At 55.3% G+C, this 26,623-nt stretch carries 20 protein-coding genes; 6 read left to right on the top strand and 14 right to left on the bottom strand.

Annotated features, from left to right (window positions below; all coding sequences use genetic code 11):
* Positions 1-291: 291 nt before the first annotated feature.
* A complete protein-coding gene (locus FKCLFG_RS02980; protein WP_472614749.1) occupies positions 292-2,043 on the top strand; it encodes a cation:proton antiporter domain-containing protein in 1,752 nt (583 codons plus the stop codon).
* 39 nt (positions 2,044-2,082) lie between these two features.
* Here the strand turns inward: FKCLFG_RS02980 and FKCLFG_RS02975 are convergent, their stop codons facing one another.
* Positions 2,083-2,694, bottom strand: coding sequence for a nucleotide-binding protein (locus FKCLFG_RS02975; RefSeq protein ID WP_472614748.1), 612 nt, complete (start codon positions 2,692-2,694; stop codon positions 2,083-2,085).
* Between the two features lie 275 nt (positions 2,695-2,969).
* Here FKCLFG_RS02975 and FKCLFG_RS02970 point away from each other — a divergent pair, with 275 nt between their 5' ends.
* Entirely contained in the window at positions 2,970-3,257 is a 288-nt protein-coding gene (locus FKCLFG_RS02970; protein WP_472614747.1) for a helix-turn-helix domain-containing protein, read from the top strand.
* 110 nt (positions 3,258-3,367) lie between these two features.
* Here the strand turns inward: FKCLFG_RS02970 and serS are convergent, their stop codons facing one another.
* Positions 3,368-4,657: a serine--tRNA ligase gene (gene serS / locus FKCLFG_RS02965; protein ID WP_472614746.1), complete on the bottom strand. Its 1,290-nt coding sequence runs from the start codon at positions 4,655-4,657 to the stop codon at positions 3,368-3,370.
* Positions 4,658-4,741: 84 nt separating this feature from the next.
* Entirely contained in the window at positions 4,742-6,025 is a 1,284-nt protein-coding gene (locus FKCLFG_RS02960; protein WP_472614745.1) for a replication-associated recombination protein A, read from the bottom strand.
* Between the two features lie 488 nt (positions 6,026-6,513).
* On the opposite strand from FKCLFG_RS02960, the gene FKCLFG_RS02955 reads away from it, so the two are divergent.
* Positions 6,514-11,418 carry an NAD-glutamate dehydrogenase gene (locus tag FKCLFG_RS02955; protein ID WP_472614744.1) on the top strand — a complete coding sequence of 1,635 codons (4,905 nt, stop codon included), beginning with the start codon at positions 6,514-6,516 and terminating at the stop codon, positions 11,416-11,418.
* Positions 11,419-11,634: 216 nt separating this feature from the next.
* Here the strand turns inward: FKCLFG_RS02955 and FKCLFG_RS02950 are convergent, their stop codons facing one another.
* The 3 genes from FKCLFG_RS02950 to FKCLFG_RS02940 all read right to left on the bottom strand — a co-directional run bounded on the left by FKCLFG_RS02950 (position 11,635) and on the right by FKCLFG_RS02940 (position 16,555).
* Positions 11,635-15,645 (bottom strand): NACHT domain-containing protein, encoded by a 4,011-nt coding sequence (locus FKCLFG_RS02950; protein WP_472614743.1) that lies wholly within the window; start codon positions 15,643-15,645, stop codon positions 11,635-11,637.
* 75 nt (positions 15,646-15,720) lie between these two features.
* Complete coding sequence (locus tag FKCLFG_RS02945) at positions 15,721-15,936, bottom strand: hypothetical protein (protein ID WP_472614742.1); 216 nt, start codon at positions 15,934-15,936, stop codon at positions 15,721-15,723.
* Positions 15,937-16,042: 106 nt separating this feature from the next.
* Complete coding sequence (locus tag FKCLFG_RS02940; protein ID WP_472614741.1) at positions 16,043-16,555, bottom strand: DUF2726 domain-containing protein; 513 nt, start codon at positions 16,553-16,555, stop codon at positions 16,043-16,045.
* A gap of 510 nt (positions 16,556-17,065) precedes the next feature.
* On the opposite strand from FKCLFG_RS02940, the gene abiEi reads away from it, so the two are divergent.
* Complete coding sequence (gene abiEi / locus FKCLFG_RS02935; protein ID WP_472614740.1) at positions 17,066-17,599, top strand: type IV toxin-antitoxin system AbiEi family antitoxin; 534 nt, start codon at positions 17,066-17,068, stop codon at positions 17,597-17,599.
* Positions 17,599-18,519 (top strand): nucleotidyl transferase AbiEii/AbiGii toxin family protein, encoded by a 921-nt coding sequence (locus tag FKCLFG_RS02930; RefSeq protein WP_472614739.1) that lies wholly within the window; start codon positions 17,599-17,601, stop codon positions 18,517-18,519. Before abiEi ends, FKCLFG_RS02930 begins: the two co-directional genes overlap by 1 nt.
* Before the next feature lie 595 nt (positions 18,520-19,114).
* Here FKCLFG_RS02930 and FKCLFG_RS02925 read toward each other — a convergent pair.
* The 7 genes from FKCLFG_RS02925 to FKCLFG_RS02895 form a co-directional block, all read right to left on the bottom strand.
* The gene (locus FKCLFG_RS02925; protein ID WP_472614738.1) at positions 19,115-20,179 is read right to left on the bottom strand and encodes an SDR family oxidoreductase; all 1,065 of its coding nucleotides are present in this window, start codon (positions 20,177-20,179) and stop codon (positions 19,115-19,117) included.
* Positions 20,180-20,393: 214 nt separating this feature from the next.
* A complete protein-coding gene (locus FKCLFG_RS02920; protein WP_472614737.1) occupies positions 20,394-20,786 on the bottom strand; it encodes a VOC family protein in 393 nt (130 codons plus the stop codon).
* A gap of 67 nt (positions 20,787-20,853) precedes the next feature.
* On the bottom strand, positions 20,854-21,603 hold the full coding sequence (locus FKCLFG_RS02915; RefSeq protein ID WP_472614736.1) for an MBL fold metallo-hydrolase: 750 nt from the start codon (positions 21,601-21,603) through the stop codon (positions 20,854-20,856).
* Between the two features lie 80 nt (positions 21,604-21,683).
* Positions 21,684-22,343: a peroxiredoxin gene (locus tag FKCLFG_RS02910; protein ID WP_472614735.1), complete on the bottom strand. Its 660-nt coding sequence runs from the start codon at positions 22,341-22,343 to the stop codon at positions 21,684-21,686.
* Between the two features lie 467 nt (positions 22,344-22,810).
* Positions 22,811-23,233, bottom strand: coding sequence for a VOC family protein (locus FKCLFG_RS02905; RefSeq protein ID WP_472614734.1), 423 nt, complete (start codon positions 23,231-23,233; stop codon positions 22,811-22,813).
* A gap of 109 nt (positions 23,234-23,342) precedes the next feature.
* On the bottom strand, positions 23,343-23,819 hold the full coding sequence (locus FKCLFG_RS02900) for a YybH family protein (RefSeq protein ID WP_472614733.1): 477 nt from the start codon (positions 23,817-23,819) through the stop codon (positions 23,343-23,345).
* Between the two features lie 157 nt (positions 23,820-23,976).
* A complete protein-coding gene (locus tag FKCLFG_RS02895; RefSeq protein WP_472614732.1) occupies positions 23,977-24,279 on the bottom strand; it encodes a putative quinol monooxygenase in 303 nt (100 codons plus the stop codon).
* Positions 24,280-24,479: 200 nt separating this feature from the next.
* Here FKCLFG_RS02895 and FKCLFG_RS02890 point away from each other — a divergent pair, with 200 nt between their 5' ends.
* A complete protein-coding gene (locus FKCLFG_RS02890; RefSeq protein WP_472614731.1) occupies positions 24,480-25,385 on the top strand; it encodes a beta-1,6-N-acetylglucosaminyltransferase in 906 nt (301 codons plus the stop codon).
* A gap of 13 nt (positions 25,386-25,398) precedes the next feature.
* On the opposite strand, the gene FKCLFG_RS02885 is transcribed toward FKCLFG_RS02890, so the two are convergent.
* On the bottom strand, positions 25,399-26,457 hold the full coding sequence (locus FKCLFG_RS02885) for an acyltransferase family protein (protein ID WP_472614730.1): 1,059 nt from the start codon (positions 26,455-26,457) through the stop codon (positions 25,399-25,401).
* Positions 26,458-26,623: the final 166 nt, after the last annotated feature.

Genomic DNA, 26,623 nt, shown 5'->3' with positions numbered 1-26,623 from the left:
ATAAACATGCCTCAATACAACATCTAGTTGACCTATATCAATATTTCAAAAATATTTGCCTGACTACAGTTCGTAGTGGGTATTTCTGAAAATATATACATGCCTATGTATTTTTAATTAAACTTTATTTAATTGCGTGAAATGGCATTTTTATGCGCATACCCCGCCTAAATTTATAAAATTGAAAATTATTCAAACGAATCCGGGCGCAAAGTTGATCCGATACTGTTGCTGTGGTCGGGTTGCAACATAAAATGGAACCCCGTCTCAACCGCCCTTCAACAAGATCACATGGAAGAACAACACGCTTTACCTTTTCTGCGCGAGACACTGCTGTTTCTGGCTCTGGCCGGGATTCTGATCCCACTGCTACAGCGCTGGCGCGTCAATCAGATTCTGGGTTTTCTGGCCGTCGGCGCATTGGTCGGCCCGTTTGGCCTCGGGCTCTGGGCCACTGCAGTGCCCTGGCTGGCGTATTTCACCTTTCCACGCCTGGAAGGAGTGGCGGTGCTAGCCGAACTGGGGGTACTGTTCCTGATGTTCATGATCGGACTCGAACTGTCGGCGGCGCGTCTATGGGAATTGCGGCGCTGGGTCTTTGGCGCCGGCACCGCGCAAGTCTGCATCAGCGCGCTGGCACTTGGCGGCATTATCTATCTGTTCGGCAACCGGATCGACACTGCAGCGGTGCTGGGCTTGGTGCTGGCCCTGTCGTCTACCGCGGTGGTAATGCAGTTGATGACCGAACAGCGCACGCTGGGCACACCGTTGGGGCAATCGGTTTTTTCCATTCTGATGATGCAGGATCTGTTCGTGGTTCCGCTGCTGATCCTGGTCGGCATCCTGGCCAAGGGCCAGACCGACGGCCTGTTTGTACTGGCTGGCCTGACGCTGCTGAAATCAGTCGGCGTGATTGTGCTGATTTATTTGCTGGGCCGACGGGTAATTCGGCCCTTGTTCAGCTCTTTCGCCAAGCAGGGCCGGCCCGACGTGTTCATGGCGCTCACTCTGTTGAGCACGTTGGGAATTGCCGGCCTGACTGCCGCAGCCGGATTATCAATGGCCCTGGGCGCGTTTCTGGCCGGCTTGCTGCTGGCCGAGACGGAGTTCAAGCACGAGGTCGAGGTGACGATCGAGCCTTTCAAGGGTTTGCTGATGGGCTTGTTTTTCATGTCGGTCGGGCTTGGCATCGATCTGCGGGAAATTGCCCAGGCGCCGCTCTGGCTACCGCTGTCGCTGTTCGGCTTATTTGCCGTCAAGTCGCTGGTGCTGGCCGTATTGTTGAAGATCGGCGGCTTCCAGTGGGGCCGCGCGCTGGAGGGCGGCCTGTTGCTCGGGCAAGGCGGCGAATTTGCCTTTATCGTGGTCGGCTATGCGATGACCACCAAGCTGATCGCGCCGGCGCTGGGCCAGTTCGTGTTGCTGCTGGTTGGCCTGAGCCTGTTTGCCACACCGCTGGCGGCCAGGGCCGGGCGACTGTTCGGCGACTGGTGGGAAGCACATTACCGGGAGCCGGTTGGCAGCCTGAATGGCAACGTGCCGGAGCCAACCGCCGGACTGGTGATCATTGCCGGCTTTGGCCGCGTTGGCCAACTGTTGGGACATATTCTGGAGACGCAGGGAATCCATTTCATAGCGCTGGAAAACAATGCGCGGCTGGTGGCCGAACTGCGCCCGCAGGGCGTGCCAATCTATTTTGGCGACGCCGCACGCGCCGAACTGTTACAAAAGGTACACGCCGATCAGGCCGCTGCGATTGTGTTGACGATGGATCATCCCGCTTCGGCGCTGCACGCGGTCAAAGCCATCCGGCGCGAATATCCGCAGCTACCGGTTTTTGCGCGCTCGCGGGATGAAAAACATGCACGCATGCTCAAGAAAGCCGGCGCCGCCATCGTCATCCCGGAAACCCTGGAATCCGGCTTGCAACTCTCCTCTTTCGTGCTGCAAACGCTGGGCATTGCGGAGGGCGCCGCAATGCAGGTAATCCAGGACGAACGCGAGCGACGCATTGCTGCCTTGCAAGTAAGCAGTGCCGATTAAGTGCAAATAAGCCCAAATGAGCCTGAGCAGTATCGGGAATTACTTGTTTATCCAGGTCAGAACCTCGCGCCATTGCGCCAGATCCTTGGCTACCCGCGTCGGTGCCAGATCCCATAAAGTGGCGCCCTGCGCTGCCATTTGCACGTAATTCTGCGTATCGCGCAGCATCCCGATCACCGGCAAATCCAGTTGACCGACATAAGCGGCGAGCTGCTCGGCCGAATGGCTGCGGGCATTGACGCGCATGCCGAGCACGCCGATGTCGAACTTGTGCTTGCGCTTGGCCAGCAGTTGCAGGAATTTCTGGGTCGCGAAAATATCGAACATCGAAGGCTGCAGCGGCACGATGACTTTGTCGGCAATCTTGAGCACTGCGGCAAGTTGCCTGCCTTCCAGTCCGGCTGGAGTATCGAGCACGATATGGCTGCTGCCCTTGGGCGGCCTGACCACCTGACAATCCTTCAACTCCCAGGCGCTGATAGGGGCCAGGTTTGCGGGACGCAATCCGAGCCACCCACGCGACGATTGCTGCAAGTCGATATCGCCCAGCATCACATGCTTGCCTTGAGCCGCGTAATACCCTGCCAGGTTGGTGGCAAAGGTGCTTTTTCCCACCCCGCCTTTGGGGTTTGCAATGACGATAACTGGCATATTTTCTTTCCGTGAGTTTTGAGTATGAAGTTTACGATGGAATTCTCGAGTCTCAGGCTACCTTGAATGGGCGCAATTTTCAATCAACCGAACTTCTAGAAAACCCGCCCTTGACCGATAGCATCAACAATTGTCGCCCCTCTGCAGGAACGTCTGCCAAAACTTAAGATAGGACAAGTACAAAATCCTGCTTCCCGTGCAGACTGCCCGCTCGTCAGCGCCGGCCGGTGGCTATTAATCCGCCAAAAGCCATGCAAGGAGAAACAGGAGAAGTCATGAAAGAGTTATTAAGTTCACCACGAATAGTTGCCTTTTCCGCCCCCGGAATCCCCCCCGAAGATGCGGCAGTGCTGAACATGCGCGCCGACCTGATGGCAAAACTGCGGCGCGTAATCGCCCAACACGGCTGGACCCAACAACAGGCATCGGCCCATCTGGGCATCAGTCAGTCGCGCGTGTCGGATCTGGTGCGCGGCAAATGCGACAAGTTCAGGCTCGACATGCTGATCAAACTGGCCACACGCATCGGTCAAAAATTACATCTGGTTTTGGAAGCTGCCTGAGTATCGCCTACAGGCTGCATCAGCCTGTAGGCATCCGAATACCTTATTCCTTTTCCGAATCAATCGCATACGCGAAGCCGACAAAGTGCGCGGCTGAGGTAGACATTGAATTACGGAACCAGCCGCGTCAAACCGCCCATGTACGGATGCAGCACCGCCGGAATATCGACGCTGCCATCGGCCTGCTGGTAATTCTCCAATAATGCAACCAAGGTACGCCCGACCGCCAGGCCGGAGCCGTTCAGCGTATGCACCAGCTCCGGTTTGCCTTGTGCGTTGCGAAAACGGGTCTGCATGCGGCGCGCCTGGAAGGCTTCGCAATTCGAGACCGACGAAATCTCGCGGTAGGTATTTTGTGCCGGTAGCCATACTTCCAGGTCGTAAGTCTTGGTCGCGCCAAAACCCATATCGCCGGTGCACAGGCTGACCACGCGATACGGCAGGCCGAGCTTTTGCAGGATGGCTTCGGCATGGCCGACCATCTGTTCCAGCGCTTCATAGGATTGTTCCGGATGGACGATTTGCACCATCTCGACCTTGTCGAACTGATGCTGGCGAATCATGCCGCGCGTGTCGCGGCCATAGCTGCCCGCTTCCGAGCGAAAGCATGGGGAATGCGCAGTCATCCTGATCGGCAGCGCTTCGGCGGCCACGATTTCGTCGCGCACGATGTTGGTCAGCGGCACTTCAGCGGTCGGGATCAGGTAAAAAGTCTCGCCCTCGCCTTCCACGCCGCCCTTTTTCACTGAAAACAAATCCGCTTCAAATTTCGGCAACTGGCCGGTGCCGCGCAAGCTGTCGGCATTCACCATGTACGGCGTATAGCATTCGGTATAGCCGTGTTCTTCAGTATGGGTATTCAACATGAACTGCGCCAGCGCACGGTGCAATCGGGCGATGCCGCCCTTCATCACCGAAAAGCGCGAACCGGTAATCTTGGTCGCGACCTCGAAATCCAGCCCCAGCGCGGCGCCGACATCGACGTGATCCCTGACCTCGAAGTCGAAGATGCGCGGCGTGCCGACCTTGCGCAACTCGACGTTGCCGGCTTCGTCCAGACCCTCCGGCACCGATTCGTGCGGCAGATTCGGAATCGCCAGCATGAATTCGCTGATGCGGTCCTGCACGGTGGCGAGCGCGCCTTCGTTGTTTTTCAGTTCATCGCCCAAGCCGGCGACTTCCGCCATCACGGCCGAGGTGTCCTGGCCCTTGCCCTTGAGTATGCCGATCTGCTTGGACAGCGCGTTGCGCTTGGCTTGCAGATCTTCGGTGCGGGTCTGGATGACTTTGCGCTCGGCTTCGAGCGCATTGAAAGTGGTTACATCAAGCTGGAACTTGCGCGCGGCCAGGCGGATGGCGGCGCTGTCGATGTCTTTGCGCAGGAGTTGAATGTCGATCATGGGGGTTTGCCGGACTCTGGTGACGAAACCAACATTGTAGCAAGCCGCGTATTACTCCCGCGCTGGGTGCAACCCATCGCGTATCTAGTTTTTCGCCTTTTTATCCAATTCCCGCAAATGGGCCATTTTTTCGCCGATCTTGCCTTCCAGCCCGCGCGGGGTTGGGGTGTACCAGTGCTGATTGCCGATGCCATCGGGCAAATAGGTTTCGCCGGCGGCGTAAGCCTCCGGTTCGTCGTGCGCGTAGCGGTACAACTTGCCGTAACCCAATTCCTTCATCAGCTTGGTCGGGGCGTTGCGCAAGTGCTCCGGCACCGGGCGCGACTGGTCCTTTTTTACGAAGGCTCTGACCTGGTTGTAAGCCATATAGCCGGCATTGCTCTTGGCCGCAATCGACAGATAGATCACCGCTTGCGCCAGCGCCAATTCGCCTTCCGGCGATCCCAAACGCTCATAGGTGGCGGCGGCATCGTTGGCAATCTGCATCGCACGCGGATCGGCCAGACCGATGTCTTCCCAAGCCATGCGCACGATACGGCGCGACAGGTAGCGCGCATCGACGCCGCCATCGAGCATCCGGCACAACCAGTACAGCGCCGCATCCGGATTGGAGCCGCGCACCGATTTGTGCAACGCTGAAATCTGGTCGTAAAACGCGTCGCCGCCCTTGTCGAAACGGCGCAGCGTGTCGCCCAGACATTCCACCAGCAGCGCCGCATCGACTTCTTTCACCTCCTTGGCTTGCGCCGCGCGGGCGATGATTTCCAGTGTATTCAACAGCTTGCGGCCATCGCCGTCGGCGCTGGCGATCAGCGTCAGTTTGGCATCCGGCGCAAATTGCAAACCATCCAATTCGGCAGCGCAGGCGCGATCGGCCAGCGTCCGCAAGTCATCGTCAGTGAGCGACTTCAATACATAAGTCGCCGCGCGCGAGAGCAGCGCGCCATTCACCTCGAACGACGGATTCTCGGTGGTCGCGCCGATGAAGGTGAACAAGCCGCTCTCGACGTGCGGCAAGAACGCATCTTGCTGGCTCTTGTTGAAGCGATGCACTTCATCGACGAACAGGATGGTGCGGCGGCCGGAATTGGCGCGGATCACCTGCGCCCGCTCGACCGCTTCGCGGATATCCTTGACCCCCGACAGCACCGCCGGCAGCGCGATAAATTCCGCATTGAAACTGTCAGCCATCAGGCGCGCCAGCGTGGTCTTGCCGACACCCGGCGGCCCCCACAGGATCATCGAATGCGGCTCGCCCGATTCGAACGCGACGCGCAGCGGTTTGCCCGCGCCAAGCAAGTGTTGCTGACCGATCACGTCGTCCAGCGTTTTGGGGCGGAGGCGTTCGGCTAAAGGGATCAAAGTCATTGGCGGGCAAGCATAAAGTCGGGAAAGAAGATTGTAGTCCAGCCGCTGCGGGACCGTAATCTCGCGGTCCGCGCCGCCGCCGGCAGCCGGGTATTGGCGCCCCGCGATTTTTTGTCCAGCCGGACTTTTTGGAAAATAAAATATACTATCCAATGTATTTTTTATGTCCGCAATGAAATTATGCGGAAAATGCCATGTTTATAGACATACCCACCATATTTATCACCAAATAGCAGTCATATAAAAAGCTCCGCCGCGCCAGTTATCGAACGCGGTTATGCCCTGCGCCGCCCGGATGCAGCTCTAGCGCTCCAGGGCTGACGCCTATCCCATTCTGGTTATCTCAAAAACAATGCATTTCGTCCTACTTCGGCTTTGGTTTCTCCGCTGCGTCGTCTAAGCTGAAACAAACCGGACTGGTTCCGGGCAACCCGTTTGCGCCGGGCGTCAGCAGTCGTCCGACTAACCGTAAAACAAGAGGGTGAACCGTGGCCAACAGCGAAGAAACCAAAGCGGAGCTGATCGGCAAGATCAGCGCACTGATCGAAGAACGTTGCGCGGGGCAGGATACGGCGCCACTGGTGCGCTTCGCGCAGGAATACTTTGCGCAGGTCGATCCCGATGACTTGCGCGAGCGCAATGTGCAGGATCTGTACGGGGCCGCGCTGTCGCACTGGAATTTGCTGCGCCGTTTCAGCCCGGGCGCGGCCAAGCTGCACGTCTACAATCCGCGCCTCGAAGAGCATGGCTGGCAGTGCGGCCACACGGTGGTCGAAATCGTCAACGACGACATGCCGTTCCTGGTCGATTCGGTGACGATGGAGGCCAACCGCCAGGGCCTCACGCTGCATCTGCTGATCCACCCGGTGCTGCGCATCAAGCGCGACGCCGCCGGCGAATTGATCGCATTGCTGGACACCGAAGCCGCCGATGGAGTTTTGCAGTCGATCATCCACATGGAGGTCGACCGCCAGACCGGCCCGCAGCTGGAGCAGTTGCGGGCCGGCATCGAGCACGTGCTGCAGGACGTGCGCAAGGCGGTGGAGGACTGGCCGCAGATGCTGGCGCGCTTGCGCGAGGTCAACGCCGAGATCGATGCCGCGCCCGTCGACCGCGAGCAGGCGGCCGAGATCAAGGCGTTCCTGGACTGGGCCGGGCAACGCCACTTTACCTTCCTCGGTTATCGCGACTACGACCTGGTGACCGAAGGCGGCGAAGACGTGCTGCGCATCGTGCCGGATTCGGGACTAGGCATCCTGCGCCAGAGCCAGCAGCAACGCTCGGCCAGCTTCGCGGTGCTGCCGCCGGATTCGCGCCGGCTGGCGCGGGTGCCGCAATTGCTGATGCTGACCAAGGCCAATTCGCGCGCCACCGTGCACCGTCCCGGCTACCTCGACTACATCGGCATCAAGCGCTTCGACGCCCAGGGCCAGGTGAACGGCGAGCACCGTTTCCTCGGCCTCTACACCCACAACGCCTACACCGCCAATCCGACCCAGATCCCGCTGTTGCGGCGCAAGGTGGAGCACGTGATCCGCAGCGCCGGCTTGCTGCCCGGCAGCCACGCCGCCAAGGATTTGCGCATGGTGCTGGAAACCTACCCGCGCGACGAACTGTTCCAGATCGACGAGGATGACCTGTTGCAGCATGCGATGGGAATCGTGCGCCTCAACGAGCGCCAGCGCACCCGCCTGTTCCTGCGGCGCGACCCTTACGGCCGTTTCCTGTCCTGTCTGGTATTCGTGCCGCGCGACACCTACAACACCGAGTTGCGCCTGCGCATGCAGCAGATTCTGCTGGAGGCGTTCAACGGCGTCAGCGCGGAGTTCAATGTGCAACTGTCCGAGTCGCCGCTGGCGCGCATCCATTTCACGGTGCGCACCCGGCCCGGCAGCGGCATCCCCGAGTTCGACGTGGCCGCGCTCGAAGCACGGCTGGCGCAGGCCGGGCGGCGCTGGCAGGACGAGGTGTACGCGGCGCTGCTGGAACGCTGCGGCGAGGAGCGCGCGACCCGGCTCTACCGCCGCTACGCCGGCGCATTCCCGGCCGGCTACCGGGAAGATTATTCGGCCCGGCTGGCGGTGCATGACATCGAGATGATGGAGCAGCTGGCGCAGCAAGGTTCAGGTTCAGGGCTGGGGTTGGACCTGGGCCTGACGCTGTACCGGCGGCTCGAAGCGCAGCCCGAGCAACTGCATTTCAAACTGTTTCATGCGGGCGGGCCGGTGCCGTTGTCGGACAGCCTGCCGATGCTGGAGCACATGGGAGTGCTGGTGCAAGACGATCATCCGTACCAGATCGTGCCGCTGGATGCGGCGCCGGTCTGGATTCACGATTTCTCGATGACCTTTGCGGCCGGCGCGGAGCTAGCGCTGGACCAGGTCAAGGGCCTGTTCGAGGACACCTTCGCCCAGGTCTGGCGCGGCGCGGCGGAGGACGACGATTTCAACCGGCTGGTGTTGAGCGCGCACTTCACCTGGCGCGAGGTGGTGATCCTGCGGGCCTACAGCAAGTACCTGCAACAGGCCGGCTTCACCTTCAGCCTAGCCTACATCCGCCAGACGCTGACCCATTATCCGCAGATCGCGCGCCAGTTGCTGGAGCTGTTTCTGGCCCGCTTCGATCCGGCGCAAGCACTCGAAGTACTCGAAGCACCCGAACAGCGCGGCCCTGCTCTGCCTCTGCCGCCGACGACGGCGATCGAGACCGCGCTGGAGCAGGTCGCGAATCTGGACGAGGACCGCATCCTGCGCCAGTACCTAGCGCTGATACTAGCCACCACCCGCACCAATTATTTCCAGGTCGAGGCCGCCGCTGCGCCGCAGCCCGCGCTTAAGTCAGCACCTAAGTCCGCATCTAAGTCATATCTGTCGTTCAAGTTCAATCCGCAGCTGGTGCCCGGCCTGCCGCAGCCAAAACCGATGTTCGAGATCTTCGTCTATTCGCCGCGGGTCGAGGGCGTGCATCTGCGCGGCGGCAAGGTGGCGCGCGGCGGACTGCGCTGGTCCGACCGGATGGAAGATTTCCGCACCGAAGTGCTGGGGCTGGTCAAGGCCCAGATGGTGAAGAACGCAGTGATCGTGCCGGTCGGCTCCAAAGGCGGTTTCGTGCTCAAGCAAGCGCCAGTCGGCGACCGCGACGCGCTGCAGCGGGAAGGCATCGCCTGCTACCAGATCTTCCTGCGCGGCATGCTGGACCTGACCGACAACCTGGTCGGCGGCAAGCTGGTGCCGCCGCCGAATCTGGTGCGGCACGACGCCGACGACCCGTATCTGGTGGTGGCGGCCGACAAGGGCACCGCCACCTTTTCCGACATCGCCAACGGCATCGCGCAGGAGTATGGCTACTGGCTCGGCGATGCGTTCGCGTCGGGCGGCTCGGTCGGCTACGACCACAAGAAAATGGCGATCACCGCGCGCGGCGCATGGGAATCGGTGCAGCGCCATTTTCACGAACTGGGGCGCGACATCGGCAATCAAGACTTCACCGTGGCCGGCATCGGCGACATGTCCGGCGACGTGTTCGGCAACGGCATGCTGCTGTCGCGCCACATCAGGCTGGTGGCGGCGTTCGACCACCGCCACATCTTCCTCGACCCGGAGCCACAAACTGAGGCCAGCTTTATCGAGCGCGAGCGCCTGTTCGCGCTGGAGCGCTCGTCCTGGGCCGACTACGCCCCCGGCCTGATCTCGGCCGGCGGCGGCGTGTTCCCGCGCAGCGCCAAGTCGCTGCCACTGTCGCCCGAGGTGCGGCGGCTGCTCGCCATCGAGGCCGAAGTACTGACGCCGACCGACCTGATCCGGGCCATCCTGAAAGCGCCGGTCGATCTGCTATACAACGGCGGCATCGGCACTTACGTCAAATCCAGCCAGCAAAGTAACCAGCAAGTCGGCGACCGCGCCAACGATGCGGTGCGGGTGGATGGCAGCGAACTGCGCTGCAAGGTGGTGGGCGAAGGCGGCAACCTGGGATTCACCCAGCTGGCACGGATCGAATATGCGCTCGGCGGTGGGCGCATCTACACCGACGCGATCGACAATTCGGGCGGCGTCGACTGCTCCGACCACGAAGTCAACATCAAGATTCTGCTGAATGCGGTGGTGGCCGACGGCGAACTGACCGCCAAGCAGCGCAGCAAACTGCTGGCCGACATGACCGACGAAATCGCGCAACTGGTGCTGCGCGACAACCATTTCCAGACCCAGAGCCTGTCCCTCACGCGCGCCCGCGGCAGCGCACTGCTGGACGCGCAGACGCGCTACATCAAGGCGCTGGAGCAGGCCGGCAAACTCAAGCGCGAACTGGAGTTCCTGCCGACCGAACAGGAGCTGCACACGCGCAAACTGGCAGCGGTCGACCCCGACGCCGGCCTCACTGCGCCGGAACTGGCGGTGCTGCTGGCGTACAGCAAGATCGTGCTGTGCGAGGAACTGGTCGCCTCCGACCTGCCCGACGATCCGTATGTCGCCACCGCGCTGGAGCGCTACTTCCCGCTGCCGCTGCGCGAACGCTACCGCGCCAGCATGCAGCAGCACCCGCTGAAGCGCGAGATCATCGCTACCCATGTGACCAACAGCATGGTCAACCGGGTCGGCAGCGTATTCGTGCATCGGATGCAGGAGGAAACCGGGGCCAGGCCGGCCGAAATCGTGCGCGCCTACCTGCTGGCGCGCGAGGTGTTCGGCCTGGTCAGCCTGTGGCAGGCGATCGGCGGGCTCGACAGCAACATCGGCTACGCGACCCAGATCGCGTTGAGCGTCGAGGCCGAACGGCTGGCCGAGCGCGGCACGCTGTGGTTCCTGCAGCACCGCCAGCAGCAGGATATGGAGGATATGGCGGCGGTGATCGAACGCTTCCGGCCCGGCGTGGCGACGCTGGCGGAACACCTGGGCACGCTGTTGATCGGCCCCGACCGGGCCCAACTGGAAGCCAGCACGGCCAGCTTCAGCAGCGCCGGAGTGCCGGTCGAGCTGGCGCTGCGCATCGCCAAATGCGATGCGTTGTATTGCGCGCTCGACATCACCGAAGTCGCGGCCGCGAGCAAGCGGCCGGCAGACCTGGTGGCCGCAGTGTATTTCGGCTTCGGCGGCGACCTCGGCATCAACTGGCTGCACCACCAGATCGGGCTGCTGCCGGCCGACAGCCAATGGCAGACGCTGGCGCGCGCCGCGCTGCTAGACGACCTGGCGGGCGCGCACCGCACGCTCACCGCCACCGCGCTCGCACTGAGCCCCGACGAACAGAACACGGAGACCATCCTGCAGGCCTGGGCCGGCAACGATCACAGCGCGCTGGCGCGCTACCGCAAGCTGCTGGCCGACCTGCAGTTGGCAGGCACGCTGGACGCCGCAATGCTGACCGTAGCGCTGCGCGAGATACGGTGTTTGGCGTGAGTTGCGGCGGAGGGTGTCGGGATAAATCGAGGTTTTGGCGGTTGTGTGCTGCGCAAAGCAGCGCCTGACCGCCAAAAATATACTACTGACCGTAATTTTCAACACACAATGGAATCATCCGGAGGATGCCATATTTATTGGCATACTCCGTTATTATCATCAAACATGGACCTGTTTAAACCTCCATTTGGTTACGACTTACGGCCTTCATCATTCTTATGCTTGTGGCCTTAGTATTGTGTATGCATCACTAGGGAGATGAAGTTTATCAATCCAAGTTTCACGACGCGTGAGTGTAGATCTTCGAGCATTCATATCTTTCCTAATAGCCTCTCTTACTTTAAGTATATGAGGAGAGTTCTTACCTTCTAACTGTTGAAGCAAAGAAGTGAGATATCGTTCTCGGTCGCCAATCAAAAACTCGTCATTTTCAAGAAAGTCGAATACTAGAGTTAAGTCTATGGTCTCGTGGTTATCACCATCATCAGCACACAAAATTTTTGCCGTCTGTTCCGGGTCAGGACGGTTCCCGCAAGCGATATTAAGTAAAATTACTGAAGATTGCACATCCCGAATATCCGTTGGGTCCACGATGAATGCTGATTGTTTCAACCTAGACAGTGATTCAAAATTCGGTTCTCTGCAACAGCCAATATGTATTGCAATTAAATATAGGATTCCGCGGCAGCGCGGATTTCGGTTATATGCATCCACAATCATCGGCAAAGGTGAATTTATTTTCCGATCTGGATACCTTGAATATCTGGGTGCAATTTCGGAAATAATCTTGACAATCGCATCATCTCCCCAAATACCATGATCAAATAATGCAAGTGCATTAAGAGACAATATCGTTTGATTATCACTAACTAATCTAAGGAAATCTAGCGCATTCTGTCCTGCCAAGAAAGGTTCATCTTGTTCAAGTCCCAATGTGGCAAACTGAGCCACGATTAACAGCTGTGCACTAGCGCGACAAGAGCCCATTTCTTTCGCTAATTGATGAAGCTCTCCTATTACTCTGGCCGTATCGTTATTACCGTGCGAAATCTGATAACTGGTAAAGCTAGGTAATCCAATATTTGCCACATCTTTGGAGAATGGTATGTCAATTGGAGAGAGCAAGAAATCATCTCGTGTAACCCCTGATTTCTTCCACCTAGATTGAGCTGCCCTCCACGCGTCTTGATCGCCGAATTCCCCCTTTAGCGCGCGGTCAGCCAATTCCAATAACCGCTTCTCGTCCGTAGTGGCTCCCACTAAGGAAGCGATCGGCCAAGGCAAATACCCCTTTAAAAATTTAGCTTCAACCAATGACTGCGTCCTCGCAATGGACAGCAGTGTTTCTGACAATTTTTCAGGATTCGGGTTATTTGCGAATTGAGCTGAAGCTATTAATGGCATCCAGTCGGCACTTGCCCCTTCTAGACAAAGAAAATATTTTAACGCTTCTTGGTCGTCATACGCATTCACACAGAACCTCAGGGGAGCCTCGGACCCGGCAACCAAAATACCGAAATACCGATTTTGGTCTTGACCATCCTTCATAAAATCTAACTCTATTATTGGAGAATGGTCTGGGTACAAATCCCCCTGCTTTACTTGTCGAAGCCTTTTAAAAAATTTCAAACACTTTCGCATCGTCTCAGTAGGCTTACTAGCCAATATGGCGCGTCGCGTTTTCTCGATCAAATTAGCAGTTGGTAACGGTTCACTCAATGCACTGAGTATATTTATTACTGACGATGGTTCCACTGGCCAGCATTCTTCCACGAGAGGTAGAAACTGCATTGGCTTATTGTTTGCTAAGATTATGAGAAGCCTCCAAGCGGCCAAAGCAGAAGGCGTTGAATGCTCTACCACTTTCTCGCGAAGTATTTTAATCACAAACTCAGCCGTATGTTCATCAATAAGCAAGGGCAGGCGTTCATCCATTGCGTCGGGACCAAGTGCCAAGATTTCTAAGGCATGTTGAGCTAACAGTTTTCTTGATTTTGGATGATCGGATCCAATCCCATCAACGAACATTTCAAGAGAAAGATAGGCTCCTCCGCGAACATAGAAGTCGGGTAAAGAGGAATCCAAGCCGCGAGGGATCGCGATAATCATCGAGCGCAAATGATGGAGGCTATCTTCCGAAAAGCAGCGGCTGGCTCCAATAAGGAATACGTGCCGCCAATGGGACAAACTCGCTATGTGATTGAGGCGATCTTCGACATTGCTTTCATTTCCGGAAGTGATGGCAGCCGCGGCCATAAACTCTTGAAGAGATCGCACATCAAACGCTATCTTTCCTTCTTCTCGTGCCGAGAGGAGGACAAGCCTATCAAGTGCGAGACTCATTAATTCGTCGGCACGTTCGGTTATTTCGTCTTTCTTATACTCATTTGCACTTAGAAATTCGCACAACATCTGCTTGAATCTCGCTTTGTCTAATGAGGCCAAAGCACTTCCTACGTGTTCACTATCCGTTTGAAGTACTAAGCCCGCCCGCTGATGAATAGGACCAAGCTGATTCCAGTTACGTTCGAGTATTTTCTGGTTCACGCCTCCTTTCGCTTTTTCCCTTTTGCGTAAGATTTCAAAATATTCATTAAAGAGGCTCCACCGCGCAGCCGGCACGCTCCCGCCCGTATCCACAATCAAATACATGATCGTTACTTGAAGAGGGCTGATCATAAGACGGGAGGTGGCCGGTTTGCTAGTTGCTTCTGTTATTGATATCAGAATATCTCCCCGTCTATAGGGGTCCGAAGGATAGCGAGTACAACCTAATGCTTCGGCATATGCTATTGCGCGCTCAGGCGGCAAATCTTTAAGATTCCAATGTTCCCACTGAGTTTCATCAAGATCATGGTTATATCCTTGAGGCCGTGTCGTTACGACTGTCAAGACATCGGCTTGCAATTCAATTACTTCGGTATGGAAGGATGCAATCGCCTCAATGACTAAATGCCGCTCTCCTGACGGAGGTACTTCGTCAAGGCCATCAAAGATAGCAATCCATGGATAAAGCTGGAGCCAAGTCCGTAAGTCCTCCCGATCAAATTCTTTATCGCAATCTATAGAGAGATCAAGCGCAATTTGATTCAGAAGTGAAGGAAGACGTTGGTGGGCAGATTTTGCTGTGCTGATTGCGTCCGCAAAACGCGGGAGTGAGACGAAAACTGGATAACGACGGGATAGCGTGCTGGGCACACCCTCCTTTTTTGCGCGCTGTAGGATCTCCGGAACAAGTTCTCTGACGTTATCGTCTTGATGCAATTTTGGGTCAGATTCTAACAATGCAGCACGAAAGAGCTGAGCAAGGAACATACTCGCTGTCGATTTACCCTGACCTGGCCCACCCAGAATGACGATTTTGTTTCGCGAGGGAAGGCGTTCACCATTGGGAGACAGACGAGCCGAGGCTACCGACTCCGGATCAAGCTTTTCCTTCGATCTTGCAGCTAATCTACCGACCACTCCCATGGGAATATCGTCTAAATCCCAGGGCATCTCTCTTATACGTTGCTCAACCGGAAGATCAATAAAAACTTGACTTACTCTAATTGGCGAATCAACGACGCTACCAGCGTCTCTCAACCTGGCGTGCTGATCGCGACGTAGCGATTCCTTGAGCCCTCGACCAATAACGACGGCAAAATCAGGGCTCTTTACTTCTAAGCTTTTAAGAACAGCCGACAATACATCCCCAACGGTTATCCATGCTGCATAGGTCTGTCTAACGTGAGTCGTGCCCGCAAGTAAATCAATAATTTTATCGGCGGGCCAGAGGTCGAAATCCTTAACTCCAAGTGTTTTCTTCCAAGTCTTGAGATGATTAGTTAATTTTGTATGCCCACCAGTTCGCGTCGAACCCTTAGATCCTTTTCCATCAGCTCCGGATAAGGATATGTTTGACGCGACAATATAATATTCAGGGCGCTTAAGGTTAGCCTTCAGATCTATATATTTTTTCAACTCACCAGAAAGTTGCGTTTCTAGCCACTTTGCATCCGAAGCCCCACCTTGGAGTTTTTCTCGAAATTTTGCCTGCAAAACAAGGTAGCCGCTCCATCCTTTTGCTTCGTAACCTTTAATGTGACCCTCAAACGTGTAATCCCGAGCTCCATCTGGTCCAGAAGAGTAAACAGTACCGCTTGGACCCATAAGTTCAAAACAAAGAGCTCGAATCAGACGTTCAAAGGAGGTTGCACTAAGGCGAGAAAGATCGAAATTTTCCATTATTTTCTTATGTAAATAGCTGAGAGAGTGGAGTCCATCTCGTTTAGTTGGCTGCAAAGTCCAACATACACAACGTCAGAACGTAAGCGTTGCCGCTTTTTCACTATTGACGAAAACGAAACAATTCGTCTTGGTCGCCAACATGCCCATGCTGGTCATGCACGTCGCGGTGACGGCTTTGCCGTCATAGTGTCCGAAAAACTCTCCGTCACCGGATAGCAAGGATAAGGATTTGTCGATGACGGTTTGGCCGTTGATTCTGATCACTACCCCATTGGTGAATTGATTCATCTCTCCCGAGATATTCCACTGGGCGCCGGCGTAGTTTGCCGGGCACACAGTTGGAGCTGTACTATGCGCATTGCGAAACGCATGCGAAAGAGACCTGGCGTCTGAATTAAGACGCACGCTTCAGCGCGTCCTGCTTGATGGACAGGCTGGGCAGCAATGCAGCCTGAATCGCCGACTGGTCGGGAATCGCCTTGACCTGCCAGCGGATCATCCTGATTCCGGCTGCGGCCAAAGCTTTATCTTTTTTTGCGTCGGCTGCCTGGCGCTCCGGTTTTTGATGCGAGGCGTCATCGAGTTCGATTACGGCGACGATGGAGGAATCTTTGTTGCAGACGACAAAATCGGCGCTCATGCGGTTGATGCGGTTCAGCCAGGATTGGTGGTTGTTGCCTTTTTTGACGCCCAGCAAGCGCGACAGCTGCACCTGCGCCAGGACGATGTGTCCCGGCAGCGCGTCGATCAGGCGGAAATAGAGGACCTGTTCCGGCTGCGACAGCGGTTTTTTTGCGTAAAAAGGCCACGTTTCATTGCCGGAATCGCCTTGCGACTTTGCTTTAAGGAAAGCCAGAACGACTGCCGCAATCACCACGACCAGCAGCAACAGAGAAATTGATTTCATTGTTTTTATTCAACCTTTGATGGATAGACGTCATGCCTATTATTTTGCATAGTAGCAATATTTTGATGCAGACAATATGGATATTGCAATGCGGCACTAACGAATGCGCCGCTTGCGGTGCGCCCGATTCCAGCTCAAATGTACGCATTGGCGCGCCCGTTGCGGGATGCGACGCGTGACCGCCGAAAATATACGGCTGACTGTATTTTCAATACCAGCAATGAAATCATGCTGGAGATGCCATGTTTATCGGCATACCCCTACTATTTATATCCAACAAGCCTGCCTGCGATCCGAAATAATTCATGTTGCTCAGTTTTCATTTATTACCCATATGAAATAGATGTGCATGAAAACGGAATGAGATCAAATAGCCATTGGTGCATTTTAGTGATAACAAACCCTAACAAAAAGTAGGGTTTTTAACCACTTATTGACAGATTGAAGCCGTAGGTCACATAATTATTAGCAATTGACCCTAACCGCTAGGAAACAAGTAATGGCGGCAACATGAAAAAAATTGAAGCTCTCAGAGCATTGCAAGACTTGGATCGACGCGGAATTTCTGTGCTGAGCAAAGGTGACCTTGAAAAGCTCTTCCCCGAAGAGAAAGAAAAGGCGTTCGAAAAATCTCTGCAGCGGCTGGTTGCCGATGGCATTTTGGAACGGGTCGCCAAAGGTGTCTATCTCAATCCGATGGCCAAGTCGAAAAAAAGCAATGTCGTGGAAGATATTGCAGTAGTGCTGCGCCGCGCTTGTTTTTCCTACATCAGCATGGAATCCATCTTGTCTGAATATGGTGTTATTTCTCAGGTTCCGATCCGGCGCATCACCATCATGACCACGGGCGCCAAGGGTGTCTATGACACCCCTTACGGCACCATCGAATTCACACACACTAAACGCCGGCCGGCAGAAATCATCAGGCGGACAATCTACCTGAAAAATCGCCCGCTACGGATCGCTTCCAGGGAAGCTGCGATACAGGATTTGGTCCGCGCAGGACGCAACACTGACATGATGATCAAAGAGGAGGTCACGTAATGGACAAGCAGGATTTTAACGAGCTAGTCACCCTTGCCATGGAACAACCGGGCCGCGTCGCAATGAAACCGGTAGTGGAAAAAGAGATTCTCCATTACGATATTTTTCATGCACTGGACAAAACAGGCCTGCTCAAAAACCTCGTCTTTCAGGGCGGCACTTCGCTACGGCTGTGCCGCGGTTCCAGCCGCTTGAGTGAAGATCTGGATTTCGCCGGCGGCAAGGACTTTACGTCCGCAAAAATGCAGCAGATCAAATCCTGCATCGAGCAGCACATCGGCGCACGGTACGGCTTGAATGTGGAGGTCAAGGAACCCAAAGAAATGGCGCTCGCGCCAGAGTACCAAGGCGTCAAGGTGGATAAATGGCAGATCAGCGTCGAGACGGCGCCACAGCAGCGCGATTTGCCACGACAAAAAATCAAAATTGAAATCGCTAATATCCCGGCCTACACACGCGAGCTGGTGCCACTTCGATCAAATTACGATTTTCTGCTGGGGTATGACTCTGTGCTGGTGAATACGGAGTCCTTGGATGAAGTCATGGCGGACAAGATGATTGCGTTTCCCGCATCGACCAAAACCATCCGATTTCGAGATATCTGGGATCTGGCCTGGCTCGTTCAACAAGGTGCCTCGTTAAATCCCGCCCTGGTCGAACTGAAAATTGCAGATTACAAAATTGAGAATTATCCAGCTCTGCTTCAAAGCGCGATTGCCCGTCTACCCGAGATCGTGGCCAGCAAACCCTTCAAGGACCAAATGCTGCGCTTTATCGATTCCGATACGATCGGCAAGACACTCGACAATCCGCAATTTCTCAGCTATCTGGTCAAGACCGTGAATGGACTCTTTTCTGCCATGGCGGGTCATTTGACAGACGAGCCCACTGAAGATGAAGAACCCACATTCAAAATGTAGCCCGATAGGGCTTAGACTGCACTGAGCCGTATATAGTCAAAATACGGCTCATCCACCCGGGATTTGACCGATTTGTTGCAAAAAGGCGGGTTGATTTCACGCGGAGTAGGAAAAGCGACAAAATATTATGTCAATGTGCGGAGATGGAATCAATCGCACTACCGTAGCCCTGACTGCGTAATGCAATGCGCATTGCCGAAAAATATACTGGCAATTGTATTTTTAATACAAGCAATAAAATAATGCGGCGGATTCCATGTTTATTGCCATACCCCATGATTTATCATAAAACTTAGCATACCGTAGGGCGTCAATAAGCGCAGCGCATTGCGCCGCATGTTGCTAGCCAGGCGAGACAACGACGCGAACTGCATTCCGCTTGGCAATCCACTCAAGCTTGGTTTGGTGCGCAGGGCGATTGATTGGCCGTATTCGACGTAGCCATGCGGCGCAATGGTGTAGCAGGGGTTGCGTGGGGCATTGCCCCACGCCTGTGAAACGGCATCCGCTTGCAAGCGAATATGCGCCCTGCAATGCGCTGCGCTTATTGACGCCCTACGGTGTGCGGCTTACGGCCTTACAAAAACGCTCCTGCTTAAGGAATGATTCGCTGGGCGCGCAGGCTAGTAAACAATTCGAAAAAGGAGGCGCGACTGTCATGGTAGCCAAGGAAACCCAGATCGCGGCTTTTGGTCATGTCGTTCAGGCATTCTATTTCGCGGCCCAGGTCGGCGTCGGAATGCCACCAGGATGCCAGCTTGCTTACATCAGCTTCCACCAAGTTATATTTCTCGGCAATTTTTGTCCATTGCGCAGACGACACGTCTTTCAGGCGTGCGTCTAAAGGTGCCGGTTGGTCCGGATACGGTGCGGCTTCCAGGTCGAAGAATGCAGCGATCTGGCCCCACATCCAGCGCCAGCGAAATACGTCGCCGTTGGCTGTATTGAACGCTTGATTGCACGCTGCCGGCGCCTGTGCGGCCCATGCCATTTGGCGGCCTAACAACCCGGCATCGGTGAGATCGGTGAGCCCATCCCACTGCACCCGCGAACCCGGAAATACAAATGGCTGCCCAGTTTCTTTGCACAGCGTGGCATACACCGCCAAGGTAACGCCCATGTTCATCGCGTTGCTGCCTTTGGCCTGACCGATCATGGTGTGCGAACGATGCACGCTCCATGTGAAATGGTATTTCTCGGCGGCGTCAAAAAGAATGTCTTCCAGCGTGTAATAGAAATTGGCGCCGGGCTGGCGCGGTTCGCTTTCGCGGAACGGAGACTCCGCTTTTCCGCTGCCGTAATTCTCAAATGAACCCAGATATTGTTTGGTGCCAGTGACCAAGGCAACGTGCTGCAACGGTGCGCCGGAGAGGCCGTCGTACAGGTTGCGCATCATGGCGCCGTTGGCCTCGACATTTTCTTTTTCAGTGGCGCGGCGGGTCCAGGTACAAAAAAATACGTGGCTGATCGGCAAGCCGGCCAAGGCTTTCTGCACTGAACCAGAATCAAGCAAATCTGCTGCCACTGGTATCACGCCATCCTGGTTGCCCGGCTGGCGCGCCAACCCGTACACGGTCCAGCCCTCGGCCACTAATACGCGGGCCAGATTGTGTCCGGAAATACCGGTTACGCCAACGATTAAAGCAGTTCCTTTTTGCATAATAAAACTTTCTAAAATAAATACAGGACACATTGCTATGTCGAAAATAAGATGCATTGTGCGCAAGCAAAAACAAGGTATGCATCATCATGAAAGATTACACATGCGGCCATTTTTCCCAGTCACAACCTGTGCCGGGAACCAGAATTAATAGAGGACAGGCCACGGTTTTCGATATCAGTAAATCGTGTTCTGTCCCCTCTCACGCTAAGAGTTAGCGCGCCGGCCGCGCATAGCTGACTGTCAGAATCTCCCACTGGTGCCCGTCGGGCTCGTTCCAGTAGATGTTGCCAAATTGCGTGTTGATCTGCATGTCCACGGGTCCGCGCACCGTGCTGCGATACTTGATTCCAGCCGCCTTGATGCGCGCAAGAATGGAATTGAACTCTTCCTGTTCGACGCGGAAGCAGTAGTGTTCGATGGGAAAGGTTTCCTCCGTTTCGATGAAGTCGAGGGTCAACCCATCATTGACGTAGACAGGAGAAAATGGCCCCAGCCCTAACCCTGCTTCCTCCGCCCAGGGAACCCCAAGAAGCTCCGCCAGCAGCTTTGCCGAAGCGACCTTGTTGTGTGACGGCACTATAGTGTGATCGAGATGGATGGTCATCGCCGGTCTCCTGATGCTCGTATGGCTGATGGATGGTTCACCGTATGTCCTTGCAATTCGACGCCCGTTATCCCTGCGGACTGTCGGTCATATGCCGGCAATATTTCTCAAGATCGCCGGGGAGATGATCCGGGCAAACGCCGCACAGCTTATTTCCCGGCACGGCAAAATCAATGAAAGTCGGATAGGGCAAATTCAGATTCGCCATGATGTCCTTGAACTGCGCCAGCGTGCGCCCTTCGCCGAGGCGAAGATTGCGCTTCTTTTCCTGCGCAATCGAAGAAACGCGTCGGTGCTGGTAGTCGTGCGCCGGATACACCAGACAGTCGCCCGGCAACACGAACAGCTTCTGGTGCACGCTCTGGTACAAGGCATCCGCATCGCCGTTTTGAAAATCGGTGCGGCCACAGCCGTCTATCAACAGTGCATCGCCGCTGAATACGCGATCGCCCAACAAATACGCGAAATGTCCGTCGGTGTGGCCCGGCGTATGCAGCGGTTGCAACCGGATGCTGCCCAGTTGAAAGGGTTTTCCTTCCTCGATGCCGAGGTCGGCGCAAGGAAGCCGGTCGAACACCGGCATGGCAATCTTGCTGCCCGTTTTTTGCTTCAATTCAAGCGCGGCGGTAATGTGGTCCGCATGGATATGGGTGTCCAGGCTGTAGGCCAGCGTCAATCCAAGCCGGCTGAGTTCGGCCAGATCGCGCTCGACCGACACGATGACCGGATCGATCAGGACCGCTTGCCCGGTTTCCTCGCAGCCCAGCAAATAGGTATAGGTACTCGATAAGGGCTCGAACAACTGTCGGAAGATCACGGCGGCGCCTTTAACGTTCAAGGTACAGGACGCACCGCTTATGGCGCGCCCCGCTCGGCTGCAAGGTGGGAAATTTCTTTTTAGCGCGGTTGCTTAACTAGGCGCAGATACGGCTTCACTGTTTTCCAACCTTCCGAGAACATGCCCTTTGCCTCGGCGTCGGATACCGACGGCACGATGATGACGTCCTCGCCGCTTTTCCAATTGACCGGCGTAGCGACCTTATGTTTGGCAGTCAACTGCATTGAATCCAGCACACGCAGAATTTCGTCGAAGTTACGCCCGGTCGTCATTGGATAAGTCAGCATCAGCTTGATTTTTTTGTCCGGGCCGATGATGAATACAGAACGCACGGTGGCGTTGGTGGCCGCGGTTCGGCCCTGTGAGGTGCCGGCTTCATCGGCAGGCAACATGTTGTAAAGCTTTGCTACCGCCAGGTCGCTGTCGCCAATCATCGGGTAGTTGACAGCGCAACCTTGTGTTTCTTCAATATCTTTTGCCCATCGGACATGATCCTCCACCGGGTCTACGCTTAAGCCGATAATTTTGCAGTTGCGTTTCTTGAACTCAGGCTCCAGTTTTGCCATATAGCCCAATTCGGTGGTGCATACCGGCGTAAAGTCCTTCGGGTGGGAAAACAATATCGCCCAGCCATCGCCAATCCATTCATGAAAATTAAGTACGCCGTGCGTTGTGGTGGCCGTGAAATTTGGCGCTTCATCATTGATTCGTAGTGACATTTTCATTCTCCTGGATGTTTAGATCAGCGTGTCCGGCTTGTGTTGAATATGTGACAGTTTTTTGCTCCCCCTGCATCAAAGTCATTTTTGTTAGCAATACATCATGCAAAAATAACCTTAAGCCATGCAGCAGCAGTCAGTTTGTGAAAACGCAAAGAACACGCAACGCCAGCGTGTCGGCAAGGTGCCGGTCTGCAGTTGGCGGCAACTCTGGACGCCGCGATGCGCGCCGCCAAAATATATACTGCAAACTGTATTTTTTTAATATGCAATAGAAGTGTGCGTTAAATGCCATGTTTATTGGCATACCCACCGCATTTAATATCACAAAGTTCTTCTCAGTCCGCCATGTGGTTGCCGGACTTGCACCGGCATAGTTACACGCCATGCTGGGCACGCACGCTGGAGATAAGCGGACGGCAAAAAATACTGCTTTTTTCTAGTCCGCTGTAATGATTTGTTGTGCGTCAATCGGGAATCTCGAACTGCGGGTTCCACACGATTTCCCACAAATGACGGGCGGGGTCTTCGAAATAGCCGGCGTAACCGCCCCAAAAAGTAGCGTGCGCTTGTTTCACGATGGTTGCCCCGGCTTTCCTGGCTTGTTCCATCACTGCATCGACTTCTTCTTTCGAGGACACATTGTGCCCAACGGTGAATTCGGTCTGACTTGGCAGACTTAAAGGAACGCCGGCGTCGTGCGCAATGCTTTTTCGGGGCCAAAGCGCCAGTTTCAAACCCGCTTGCAAATCGAAGAATGCCACCGCGCCGTGCGCAAACTCTGTGCCGATAATGCCCTGGGTCGGGAACCCGAGGCCATCGCGGTAAAACCGCAGCGACTGTTCCAAGTCATCAACGCCGATTGTAATAACGGTGATTCGTGGTTTCATTTTTGGACTCCTTTGCACGCGCATAACGCCCGATTTTGCCTGCCGTTTCCGCTGCACATATTTTTTCACTAAACAGTGTTGCGGCACCGATTGGACGTTTCAGCGCTTGCTATGGTTCGAGAGCGAATACGGCTTTCGAGGTTTCCGGATTGAAAGGGACCGAGCAATGCTCATGCACGATCTGCCATCTGCCCTCAATCCGCTGGTAGCCAGCGGTGTTGCGCATCCAGGTCTGCAGCGCCGGATGGTCCTTTTTCCCTTTGAAGCGCCAGAGCCAGTGGGCTAACGCCAGGTCGCCGCTGACGATGATGCTGAGGTCCCGCGTTTCGGTGCCGAAGGAGGCCGGGAAGTAAGGCAGGCACGCCTCCCAAATCCGGCGCCAGGCATCTGCACCTCTGGTTTGGAACGGCGGTTTCACATCGAAGACGATGGTTTCTGTGGCGTAGTGGGCCATGATGCGGTCGAGGTCTTTGGCGCAGATGGCGCTTGCCTGGTCTGCGATGAGTTGCTGAATCTGGGCTTCGTCGTCGGTTTGGTCGCGTGTTTGGGCGTGTAGTTTGGTGGTTTTGGTGGTTTTGGTCGCCATATTTGGAACGCCTTTTCGATAGATTTTCAGGATGCGGATTGAAAACGCCGAACGCCTAAGCGCAACTCTGCCCGGTTGTGAAGGCACAGAGGTCGAGTCGAACCCAAGGCTCGCTTATGGGCTTGCTGCTTATACTTATAACCTGCTTAATAACCTGTTAAGCGGGTAGCTTTACTGCAAGGACGTCAACCTTTTCGATCGACGGAGGGCTGGCGAAAAGCTCGGACGCCTTTGCCATCAGGGCCGCTGCGAGTTGGCCCGAAAGATGCGCCTGCCGCCCCGCTTCGTCCGGGAAAGCATCAAAGATTCCAAACGTGGAAGGCCCCAGGCGGATGCCAAACCAGGCAGTGGTGGCCGGTTCTGCCTGTACCAGAGGAAGCCCGCTCAGGAGTAAATTCTCCACTTCCTGCTCCTTGCCGGGTTTTGCTTCCAGACGCACGAATAACGCGACTTTGACCATGATTTGTCTCCTATCGAGAGCGAATGTTCTGCTTTTAGTATAGCTTGAGCACCGAAAAAATCTATCTTGACGGGGAGCACTGTCGGCTGGCATGGCTTGAAGCACCCGGAGCTCCGAAAAAAACCATGTTAAGGTTTGTACAATTGTCACAACCAGAATTGCCAGTGACTTCCCACGTTATCCGGCAACCGTATAACTCCATGAAGATCGCATACCTAGTACTCGCTCACAACAATCCAGAGCATCTGCAGCGACTGATAACCGCGTTGTCCTCTGACTCGTCCAGTTTCTTCATACACATCGACCAGAAATCCAATGTCGAACCTTTTCTGCGCATAAAGGGGCAGAACATCCACTTAACGCAAGAGCGTGTTCCTGTCTTCTGGGGCGATTTCTCACAAGTCGAGGCCATGCTCATTCTGCTGCGAAGCGCTGTCGCGGACCGATGCCGCTTTGACCGTTTCGTGCTTCTCAGCGGCGCCGATTATCCGCTGCGCCCGGCTGCGTCCATAGAGCGATTCTTTGAGAGTCATCCGCACCAGGAATTCATGAATCTGGTTGCCATGCCCTCGGAAGCAGCGGGGAAATCACTGTCCCGGCTGACCACCTATAAGCTGCGCCCCGGAGACCCGCTGATAAGCAGGGCGATACGAAAAGTGCTGATGATGGCGGGCGTTGCGCCGCATACGCGCGACTACAAGGCCTATCTTGGCGATCTTGCTCCCTACGCAGGTTCCACCTGGTGGGCGCTTTCGCGCGATGCCTGCGACTATATTCTGGACTTTGTCACGCGGCAGGCGCAAACAGCAGGCTTCTTTAAGAACACAATCTGCCCTGATGAGACGTTGTTTCAAACCATCCTCGGCAATTCCCATTTCAAACCCAGCATGGTCCGCAACCTGACCTATACCGACTGGCGCGCCGGCGGGGCAAGTCCCGCAACTATCACGGAGCAGCATCTGGCTATGTTTCAGGCCACATCATCGTTCGCGCCGGACGATGCCTATGGCGCGGGCGAAATGCTATTTGCCAGAAAATTCGCAGATGCATCCGGGGATTTAGTAGCGAGGCTGGACCAGCAAATAGCGGAAAAAAAGACCGGTTAGCAACGCATTGCATTTAGGCTTGCCGGAATTTATTGAAGGCGGCGGCCCCTCGGGTAAAGCCGGCGAATTTCTCCTTTTTGAGCAGATAAATGCAGTAGTAGACCGCCAGCGGGAACAAGACCCCCAGTGAAAAGCCGATCCCGAGATGCAGATACATGTCGGTAATCCCGAACTTCGACAAAACGATACGCGCGCCACTGGCAGCCAGGATATGCATCAGATATATCGGCATCGACGCGAGACCTAACAGTTCGATCATCCGCATCCGGTTCGAACGCGCCAATACTGCAGATACCTGGAGCACCAAAAGCATGCCGAGGAAGGCGGCAGGCAATGCCCAAGGATCGGAGTAAGCGCCGACCTGCCTGGCCGCATAGATACAGACCCCCATGCCTATGAAAGTGGCGGCGATGCCGGCAGGATTCGCCAGCCGATCAACGATTGTCTTCAGATGTTGCGCCGCCAACAGCCCGACTGCGTAGAAGAGGAAGAACTGCAGCGACTGCGACAGGATACCCCACTGGAAGTTGATGCCCACAACATAGGCCGCCAGCGCAAACAGGGTGAGCCGCAGCCGGTTGGCGGTAGTGCAGAAAACGAAGATATGGCACAAGAATAACGCGTACAGAAACCAGAACTGCCCGAGCGGTTTCCAAACAATGGCTGCCGCCAAGTCTGAAAGGTGGAACGGAATATTGGTGCTGCCCGACATGATTACCTGAACCAATCCTTGTATCAGGGACCATAAGAAATAGGGATAGAGGATCGTCATCAGCTTGCTGTGCAAGAAGCCGCCCCGAGCCAACCCTTTGCCAGCGTTCATCCCGGCCAGTAGGAAGAATAGCGGCATATGAAAGGTATAAATGACATAGTCGGACGCCATTATCCAGTGATCATCGGGCACCATTTCGGCGGAATTCAGCCCTCTTAAAACGTGACCATACACAACCAGCAGGATTCCGATGCCGCGCGCATAGTCCCACAAGATTTCCCTCGCGGCTGCGCCCTTCGGATCGCGCGTTGTTGTTAATTGGTCGTGTCTGTCGGCACCTTTTTGAATTGCCACTTCCATTTTTCTTTTCTCTCCCTGATTGCTTATTGATTGCTGACGTTCACCCGGAGTTGGTGGCGCATAACGGCAAATAGTTCACACAGAGCGGTATCAAGCAGCAGCTAAGTGGATAGATAAGTGGATCTTTCGCGTTCTCTCGCCGCACCATAGCCGGAGCGTTACAGGG

The organism is Gelidimonas denitrificans, from assembly GCF_055694065.1.
This window is presented reverse-complemented; position numbering and strand designations above follow the sequence as displayed.

Excerpts from the sequence above, each read along its gene's own strand:
- FKCLFG_RS02930 (WP_472614739.1), top strand. The coding sequence starts at position 17,599 with ATGGACAAGCAGGATTTTAACGAGCTAGTCACCCTTGCCATGGAACAA.
- FKCLFG_RS02890 (WP_472614731.1), top strand. The coding sequence starts at position 24,480 with ATGAAGATCGCATACCTAGTACTCGCTCACAACAATCCAGAGCATCTG.
- FKCLFG_RS02940 (WP_472614741.1), bottom strand. The coding sequence starts at position 16,555 with ATGAAATCAATTTCTCTGTTGCTGCTGGTCGTGGTGATTGCGGCAGTC.
- FKCLFG_RS02895 (WP_472614732.1), bottom strand. The coding sequence starts at position 24,279 with ATGGTCAAAGTCGCGTTATTCGTGCGTCTGGAAGCAAAACCCGGCAAG.
- FKCLFG_RS02885 (WP_472614730.1), bottom strand. The coding sequence starts at position 26,457 with ATGGAAGTGGCAATTCAAAAAGGTGCCGACAGACACGACCAATTAACA.
- FKCLFG_RS02950 (WP_472614743.1), bottom strand. The coding sequence starts at position 15,645 with ATGGAAAATTTCGATCTTTCTCGCCTTAGTGCAACCTCCTTTGAACGT.
- FKCLFG_RS02900 (WP_472614733.1), bottom strand. The coding sequence starts at position 23,819 with ATGGCGACCAAAACCACCAAAACCACCAAACTACACGCCCAAACACGC.
- FKCLFG_RS02960 (WP_472614745.1), bottom strand. The coding sequence starts at position 6,025 with ATGACTTTGATCCCTTTAGCCGAACGCCTCCGCCCCAAAACGCTGGAC.
- FKCLFG_RS02905 (WP_472614734.1), bottom strand. The coding sequence starts at position 23,233 with ATGAAACCACGAATCACCGTTATTACAATCGGCGTTGATGACTTGGAA.
- FKCLFG_RS02945 (WP_472614742.1), bottom strand. The coding sequence starts at position 15,936 with ATGAATCAATTCACCAATGGGGTAGTGATCAGAATCAACGGCCAAACC.
- FKCLFG_RS02975 (WP_472614748.1), bottom strand. The coding sequence starts at position 2,694 with ATGCCAGTTATCGTCATTGCAAACCCCAAAGGCGGGGTGGGAAAAAGC.
- FKCLFG_RS02920 (WP_472614737.1), bottom strand. The coding sequence starts at position 20,786 with ATGACCATCCATCTCGATCACACTATAGTGCCGTCACACAACAAGGTC.
- abiEi (WP_472614740.1), top strand. The coding sequence starts at position 17,066 with ATGAAAAAAATTGAAGCTCTCAGAGCATTGCAAGACTTGGATCGACGC.
- FKCLFG_RS02910 (WP_472614735.1), bottom strand. The coding sequence starts at position 22,343 with ATGTCACTACGAATCAATGATGAAGCGCCAAATTTCACGGCCACCACA.
- FKCLFG_RS02980 (WP_472614749.1), top strand. The coding sequence starts at position 292 with ATGGAAGAACAACACGCTTTACCTTTTCTGCGCGAGACACTGCTGTTT.
- serS (WP_472614746.1), bottom strand. The coding sequence starts at position 4,657 with ATGATCGACATTCAACTCCTGCGCAAAGACATCGACAGCGCCGCCATC.
- FKCLFG_RS02925 (WP_472614738.1), bottom strand. The coding sequence starts at position 20,179 with ATGCAAAAAGGAACTGCTTTAATCGTTGGCGTAACCGGTATTTCCGGA.
- FKCLFG_RS02970 (WP_472614747.1), top strand. The coding sequence starts at position 2,970 with ATGAAAGAGTTATTAAGTTCACCACGAATAGTTGCCTTTTCCGCCCCC.